Origin of the sequence: Pseudovibrio sp. WM33, assembly GCF_001623165.1 — a bacterium.
Lineage (GTDB): Bacteria > Pseudomonadota > Alphaproteobacteria > Rhizobiales > Stappiaceae > Pseudovibrio.
The window spans coordinates 122,438-129,229 of the sequence record NZ_LMCK01000126.1 but is presented as its reverse complement, the minus strand read 5'-3'; the positions used below and the strand labels follow the sequence as shown (position 1 = coordinate 129,229).

Below are 6,792 nucleotides of genomic sequence, written 5' to 3'. Positions count from 1 at the left end.
TTGGTCCCTGCACTAAAGACTTTCAAGGGGTGTTTCAACGAACCCGCCGGGTGATGCGTTACTTCATCCGGTAGCTCCGCCCAGCCCACGCCGCACTGATGGACGGTCCACCAGCTGCCCGAATACGTGAGCACAAAACTGAGAATAAGCGTGGTTGAGGGCAGGGGGATAAGTTTTTTCAGATTTTGCGCACGTCAGGCTGTCTGCGAACATGCACAAAACGAGAACCAGCTGCGCGAGACAGAGCAAACTCCGGGACACCAACTGCCATATGAGTTTGAAACTCTTTAGTGCGCCTGCTATACCCCTCCACACTATAATTTGAGGGGCTTTCGTAGGCTTGGGGGACGTGATGAGTGACATGCGACTGGTTGTTGTAGGCGCAGCAGGCCGAATGGGGCGTGCACTGGTACGCACAGTGACCGAAATGGACGGAGTTGTGGTGTCAGCCTCGATCGAGCACAAACACTCCCAGTTTCTGGGCACAGATGCTGGCGAACTCGCAGAATGCGGTAAACTCGGCGTTGCAATCACCGATGATCTTGATGCTGCATTTGCTGATGCAGATGGCGTGCTGGACTTCACCGTGCCAGAGGCAACTGTTGAATTTGCAGAAGCTGCGGCGCGTCATTCTATCGCGCACATTATCGGCACAACGGGAATGACGTCTGCCCAATCTACTGAACTTGCTCACGCCGCGACATCAGCCCGCATTGTAAAATCAGGCAATATGAGCCTAGGTGTTAACCTGCTCGCATGCCTCATTAAAAAGGCGGCTGCAGCTCTGGATGAAGATTTCGATATCGAAGTCCTGGAAATGCATCATCGGCATAAAGTTGATGCCCCATCAGGAACAGCATTGCTGTTAGGTGAGGCTGCAGCTGAAGGCCGGGGGATTGATCTTGAAACCCATAGTGTTCGCACACGAGACGGCATTACGGGTGAACGGAAAAGAGGCGACATCGGCTTTGCAACATTGCGAGGTGGATCTGTCGTAGGTGAACATACGGTGATGTTTGCGAGCGAGGGAGAGCGTATAGATCTCTCACATATCGCAACGGATAGACAACTGTTTGCTCGCGGTGCCGTGAAAGCAGCCCTCTGGGCGCACAATCAGCAACCGGGCCTGTACTCAATGGCTGATGTTCTCGGCCTGAACGATGAGTGACACACAATGCATGCTTGCTAGAGCGTGTTCCGCTTGATTGGGTTCAATCAAACGATAAGACTTCGCTCCAACAAAGCTGTTAGAGCGCGATGCGTAAACGTACATGAACGCGACATGCTCTAACGAGCGATGAGCAAGACATGTGAAATGAGACTTGAAACAGTCCTTCCAAGACAACTGTTTTAAGCAAACATAACCTCCTTAGGAGAGCTTAATGGAACGCCTTTTGGTTCTCGTCCGTCACGGACAAAGCGAATGGAACTTGAAAAACCTGTTCACCGGCTGGAAAAACCCAGACCTGACAGAACAGGGTGTTGAAGAAGCAACAACAGCTGGTAAAAAACTCAAAGAAATGAACCTGACATTTGATCTGGCGTTCACTTCTGACCTGCTGCGCGCTCAACACACTCTTAAGCTGATCCTTGGTGAACTTGGTCAGGAAGACCTGCCAACGTCAAAAGATCAGGCTCTGAACGAGCGTGACTACGGTGACATCACCGGCATGAACAAAGACGAAGCTCGTCAGAAATTTGGTGAAGAGCAGGTTCACATCTGGCGTCGTTCTTTCGACGTTCCTCCTCCAGGCGGTGAAAGCCTGAAGATGACTGCAGAGCGCACCCTGCCTTACTACCGTTCTGACATTCTTCCTAAAGTTCTCGAAGGCAATCGCGTGATTGTTGCTGCACACGGCAACTCCCTGCGTTCCCTCATCATGGAACTTGAAGGACTTTCACCTGAAGAAATCCTCAAGCGCGAGCTCGGCACAGGCAAGCCTGTTGTTTATCGCCTTGATGAAGAAGGTAAGGTTCTTTCTGTTGAGGACCTGGCAGAAGTTTAAGCCACCCTCAAAATTCAGAATCATAAAAAGCGGCTCTTCGGGCCGCTTTTTTATTTGACTGAGTTGCACTGCTCTGGAATGGCTGAATTAGAATTGTAAAAATATAAATATTATTCACACAAATAGTCTTTGTTAAAATACTAAGTATGTGAAATTAAATACACTTAAAATTATCAATAATAGATAATGCATGCGTCATTATTATTTGCCTTGCGCTACGTAAGATTCGATGCAAGCCTCTCCATGCATACAGAAAATGTATGACCGCATTAATATATTAATTGAGAGGACAACCTATGAAGTTTTCAGTAGCAAACGACGGTCGCCCAGCATCTGCTCAAGCAAAGCCAGCAAAGTTGAATGGTGGCCTTGCTCCAAAAGATGAAGAGAAAAAACCAAAATAATTTAATGTGTGAGGCAGTTTAGGCTGCCTCGCTTCATTTTTGCAGAGTGTTTTATCTGCGAGGGAATTCCTGTGAAGTTTGTAAGAATGGTCAAATCTGCCCCGGACGTCGTCAAGGCAGATGGAACGAACCTTGGCATGATGCCAGCCCGGGCAATGAAGTATTGTGAACCCCTCCTTACTGCTTCTCGTCAGGGCTACTATGTTTATCCGCCAGTAGATTTTTATCTGATGTGGACCGGATCTGAGGTCCTCTATCGGCTTGGCGCCGACGGCGAGTGGACCCTGCTGGATCGGTTGTATCTTACAGACTTCGTGGAAGATTACCAAAGCTCCTGTCCGGAAGGGCTGGAGGATTACTACCCCCCATTCCTGGATGTGTTTCCTGAAGGCGACATCGTTCAGATCGGCGCTGGTTACAGCCTGATCGGCGATGAAGGTCAGTGCCATTGGGTCCGCGGCCCAATCAACCTGCCGTCCAATGCAGGCTATGATTGCTTTGAAGCGATGATTGACTCCAGCTGGTTCTGTTCACCGCTCTTCATCAATATCAAGCTTCGCAAACAGGATGTCCCAATCAGCTTCCCACGCCACCGGCCTTTGTTGCAGGTCGTGCAGTTGCCCAACACGATCCTGCCGAAGACACCGATTGTCCAACCGGAAATCACCGAGATGGACGGCAGCTCCCAAGAGTTCTGGCAGGCCTGGGCAAGAAGTTACGACAAACGCAATGGCGGGCGTTCTGGCAGCTACGCCAGCGAACAGCGCCGCATCAACACTCAATATGCAGTCGCCGACTAGTCGCTCCTGAAAAGGCATCAGAAAGCCGATGATCGTAGCCAAAAATTTGAACCGCAGATTTCGTCAGCACATCGAAGAGCAATCAATGTTCTTCGTCGCAACAGCTGCTGCCACAGGGCATATCAACCTGTCCCCCAAAGGCATGGATACCCTCAGGGTTTTAAGTGACGAGCGCATCATCTGGCTGAACCTGACCGGTATTGGCAATGAAACAGCCACCCACGTGCAAGATGATGGCCGCATGACGCTCATGTTCTGTTCGTTCGGCGAGCAACGCCTCACGCTTCGGGTGTTCGGAACGGCAAAGGTCATTCATCCAAGAGATGAGGACTGGGCCAAACTGGTCGCTCAGTTCCCCGACCTGCCGGGGTGCAGACAAATCTTCGACCTTGATATCGAACTCATTCAGACGTCTTGCGGCTCAACAGTCCCGCGCATGGATTTGGTCGATACGCGGGTTGAAAAGGAATTCCTGCCTTACTACGAGACGATGGATCGTGAGGAGCTGGAGAACTACTGGCGCAAGCACAACGCCACAAGTCTGGACGGTTTGCCCACCAATATTCTGGAGCCTGCCTGAAATCATCATTGGATGTTTTAACGAAAGTCGGGTTTAGAGCTGCAATTGAACCTATATAAGACACGCACACACAGAAGATCTGAGAGGCGTGTTTTATGGGATTGTTGGTGTTGGTGCGCCACGGGCAAAGCGAATGGAATGCGCTGAAGGTTTTCTCAGGACAGGCCAATCCTGAGCTGAGTGCCAAAGGCATTGAAGAGGCCCGAAACGCAGGTCGTACTCTCCATTCTCAGGCAATCCAGTTCGATCTGGCCTATTCATCAGGCCTTAGGCGCGCCCGCAAAACACTGGATCTCATCCTTGAAGAAGCTGAGCAATCTCATCTGCATGTCATTGAGGACAAGCTCTTCAATGAAAGGGCCTATGGTGATCTCACAGGCATTCCTATCGAAAGCGCGGTTCAGGAACACGGTGCGGAGCAAGTGCACCAATGGCGCCATTCATTGCACGCTGTGCCACCCGGTGGTGAAAGTGTGGAGATGACGGCCAACAGAGCCCATGGTGTGTTCAAGCACCGTGTTCTGCCTCAGCTGATGAATGGAAAAAACGTCATCATCTCCTCGCACCGGAACACAATTCGAGGACTGATCTCGAAGATTTGCAAGCTTAATCAAAAAGAGACCGAGCGCATGCACATCGGCACCGCACAGCCGCTCTTCTTTAAGGTAAACAGCGCAGAGGATATTCAGCAGATCAGCAAATAAAAAAGGCAGCCCGTAAGCCGCCTGAATTGATATTTTCAGTTCGCAGTGTGCTAGGCTTTAAGAGTGAAGCCAGTCTGCTCTGCAATCTGGTTAAGCGGCTTTTCAGGGCGCGCACCAACGTGGCTGATAACCTCACCAGCACAAAGGCAACCCAGCTCAGCACAATCGCTCAGGCTGAAATCACGCGCCAGACCAAACAGGAAGCCAGACGCAAACAGGTCTCCAGCGCCTGTCAGGTCACGCACACCGCCAATAATCGCGGAAGCTGGCACATGTACAGTTTCCTCGCGAGAAATCGCCATAGCGCCTTCTGAGCCCAATGTCAGCGCGGTCAGTGTGCAATCCTCGCGCACCATCGCAATCGCAGTTTCAATGTCAGAGGTCTGGTAGAGCGCTTTGAGCTCATGCTCATTGGCAAACAGAATGTCGACTTTGTCTTCGCGGATCAGCTCCAGGAACTCATCCCGGAAACGATCAACGCAGAAGCTGTCTGACAACGAAAGAGACACCAGCTGCCCTGCTTCATGGGCAATCTTGGAAGCTTCAAGAAACGCATTTTTCGCCGCTTCTTCGTCCCAGAGATAACCTTCCATGTAGGTGATCGCAGAATTGGCAACCACGTCGCGGTCGATATCAAACGCAGTCAGCTTGGTCGCTGCACCCAGATAGGTGTTCATGGTCCGCTCACCATCAGGCGTAATCAGGATCATGGACCGACTGGAAGGCAAGTCATCACGCAAAGGTCCGGTTTTGAAGTGAACGCCGATACTATTCATATCATGGCGATAAACTTCACCTATTTCGTCGTCGGCCACTTTGCCAAAATAAGCCGGTTTGCCGCCCAAAGATGCGATGCCAGCTGCCGTGTTCCCGGCACTTCCGCCGGAAATGCGGGTTGTTTGGCCCATCTTATCGTAAAGCCGCAGCGCTTCATCAGTATCAATGAGGCGCATAGATCCCTTAACTAGAGATTGCTCAACGAGAAAGTTATCTTCCACATGAGAGAAGACGTCAGTGACTGCATTGCCGATGCACAATGCATCAAACTTGAATTCAGACATGTAAAGTCCTTGTAACTAGCCCGGATCACAAGCGCCCGGAACGATACATAGGTGACTCACCGTTGGAGCAAGGCCTACAACTGTTATTTCCCTGGTGTAGGACGCAAAGCACGGTTAGCCTCAGGTTCCCGAATTTTTTCGCGGAACGGGCTAGCGTTGTACACCCCAAGAATATTCAGTTCAGTCGAATAAAACGCCAGCTCCTCAAGTGCAAGGGCTACGTTGGGTTCTTCTGGGTGTCCTTCAATATCTGCGTAAAACATGGACGCGAAAAACTGACCTTCAAGCTGATAGGATTCCAGCTTCGTCATGTTGACGTTGTTGGTCGCGAAACCGCCTAACCCTTTGTAAAGAGCAGCAGAAACGTTTCGAACACGGAAAATGAAGGTCGTGATGATCGGCTGGCCAGTGTTCGCAGTCTGCTTTTTCTCGCGAGAGAGGATCACGAAACGGGTCGTGTTATGGGCAGCGTCTTCACAATCACGTGCGAGGATATCCAGACCATAAACATCAGCGGCAAGCTCTGGAGCAAAGGCCCCGATTGTTTTGTCGCCGCCTTCAACAACCTGGCGTGCGGATCCAGCTGTGTCAGCGCCAATAATCGGCTTAAGGTTATGATCGCGAATGAAGTTTCGGCATTGTCCAAGTCCCATGATATGGCTTTGAACACTCTTCAGCTCTTCCAGCTTGGTACCTTTGATGCCCATCAGCTGAAACCGAATCGGCATGAAGTATTCGCCGATAATGTGCAGATTGCTGCGAGGAAGCAGGTGGTGAATGTCTGCAACGCGTCCCGCGACCGAATTTTCGATCGGGATCATGCCAAGTTCTGCTTCTCCGGTCTCGATCGCGTGGAAGCAGTCTTCAAAAGTCGCGCAAGGGATAGCTTGGTACTCTGGGTAAACGGCGTTGCACGCCATATGGGAGTTAGCTCCCACTTCTCCTTGAAACACGACTTTGCGCTGATCTGACATCACTATACTCACGGCAATTTAGAAACCTGATACATTTGAGGCTTCGCCAACAGTCGCGAAAAAGCCCCTCGCACAAATTGCCCTAGATGTGAGGGATTGCAAACCTTAATAATACTCAGAGGCGAAACTTAAGGTGAAAAGACCTCAAGAATGAACGCGTTTGCGGTCCTGTTGAGCGCTCTGCAATGAAATCCCCAGATCTAAAAGCGCTTTGGTGTGATATTTTGTCGCATTCTCTTGAGTTCAGGTAAATTGGTTGCGCT

Annotated in this window: 7 protein-coding genes; 5 read left to right on the top strand and 2 right to left on the bottom strand. The window is 50.6% G+C overall.

Annotation, left to right across the window (positions count from 1 at the left end):
* The first annotated feature begins 352 nt into the window (after positions 1-352).
* The 5 genes from dapB (at position 353) to PsWM33_RS22570 (ending at position 4,494) form a co-directional block, all read left to right on the top strand.
* Positions 353-1,168 carry a 4-hydroxy-tetrahydrodipicolinate reductase gene (gene dapB / locus PsWM33_RS22590; RefSeq protein WP_063301713.1) on the top strand — a complete coding sequence of 272 codons (816 nt, stop codon included), beginning with the start codon at positions 353-355 and terminating at the stop codon, positions 1,166-1,168.
* A 214-nt stretch (positions 1,169-1,382) separates the two neighbouring features.
* Positions 1,383-2,006 carry a 2,3-bisphosphoglycerate-dependent phosphoglycerate mutase gene (locus PsWM33_RS22585; RefSeq protein WP_057463063.1) on the top strand — a complete coding sequence of 208 codons (624 nt, stop codon included), beginning with the start codon at positions 1,383-1,385 and terminating at the stop codon, positions 2,004-2,006.
* A 475-nt stretch (positions 2,007-2,481) separates the two neighbouring features.
* Positions 2,482-3,210 (top strand): DUF6065 family protein, encoded by a 729-nt coding sequence (locus tag PsWM33_RS22580; protein ID WP_208985462.1) that lies wholly within the window; start codon positions 2,482-2,484, stop codon positions 3,208-3,210.
* A 28-nt stretch (positions 3,211-3,238) separates the two neighbouring features.
* Complete coding sequence (locus tag PsWM33_RS22575; RefSeq protein WP_063286355.1) at positions 3,239-3,790, top strand: pyridoxamine 5'-phosphate oxidase family protein; 552 nt, start codon at positions 3,239-3,241, stop codon at positions 3,788-3,790.
* A 95-nt stretch (positions 3,791-3,885) separates the two neighbouring features.
* Positions 3,886-4,494, top strand: coding sequence for a 2,3-bisphosphoglycerate-dependent phosphoglycerate mutase (locus tag PsWM33_RS22570; RefSeq protein WP_063301712.1), 609 nt, complete (start codon positions 3,886-3,888; stop codon positions 4,492-4,494).
* A gap of 50 nt (positions 4,495-4,544) precedes the next feature.
* Here PsWM33_RS22570 and PsWM33_RS22565 read toward each other — a convergent pair whose 3' ends face one another.
* Both PsWM33_RS22565 and PsWM33_RS22560 read right to left on the bottom strand, forming a co-directional pair.
* Positions 4,545-5,555, bottom strand: a complete 1,011-nt coding sequence (locus PsWM33_RS22565; RefSeq protein WP_063286357.1) for an adenosine kinase — start codon at positions 5,553-5,555, stop codon at positions 4,545-4,547.
* Positions 5,556-5,638: 83 nt separating this feature from the next.
* Positions 5,639-6,529 (bottom strand): prephenate dehydratase, encoded by an 891-nt coding sequence (locus PsWM33_RS22560; protein ID WP_057463058.1) that lies wholly within the window; start codon positions 6,527-6,529, stop codon positions 5,639-5,641.
* Positions 6,530-6,792 lie beyond the last annotated feature (263 nt).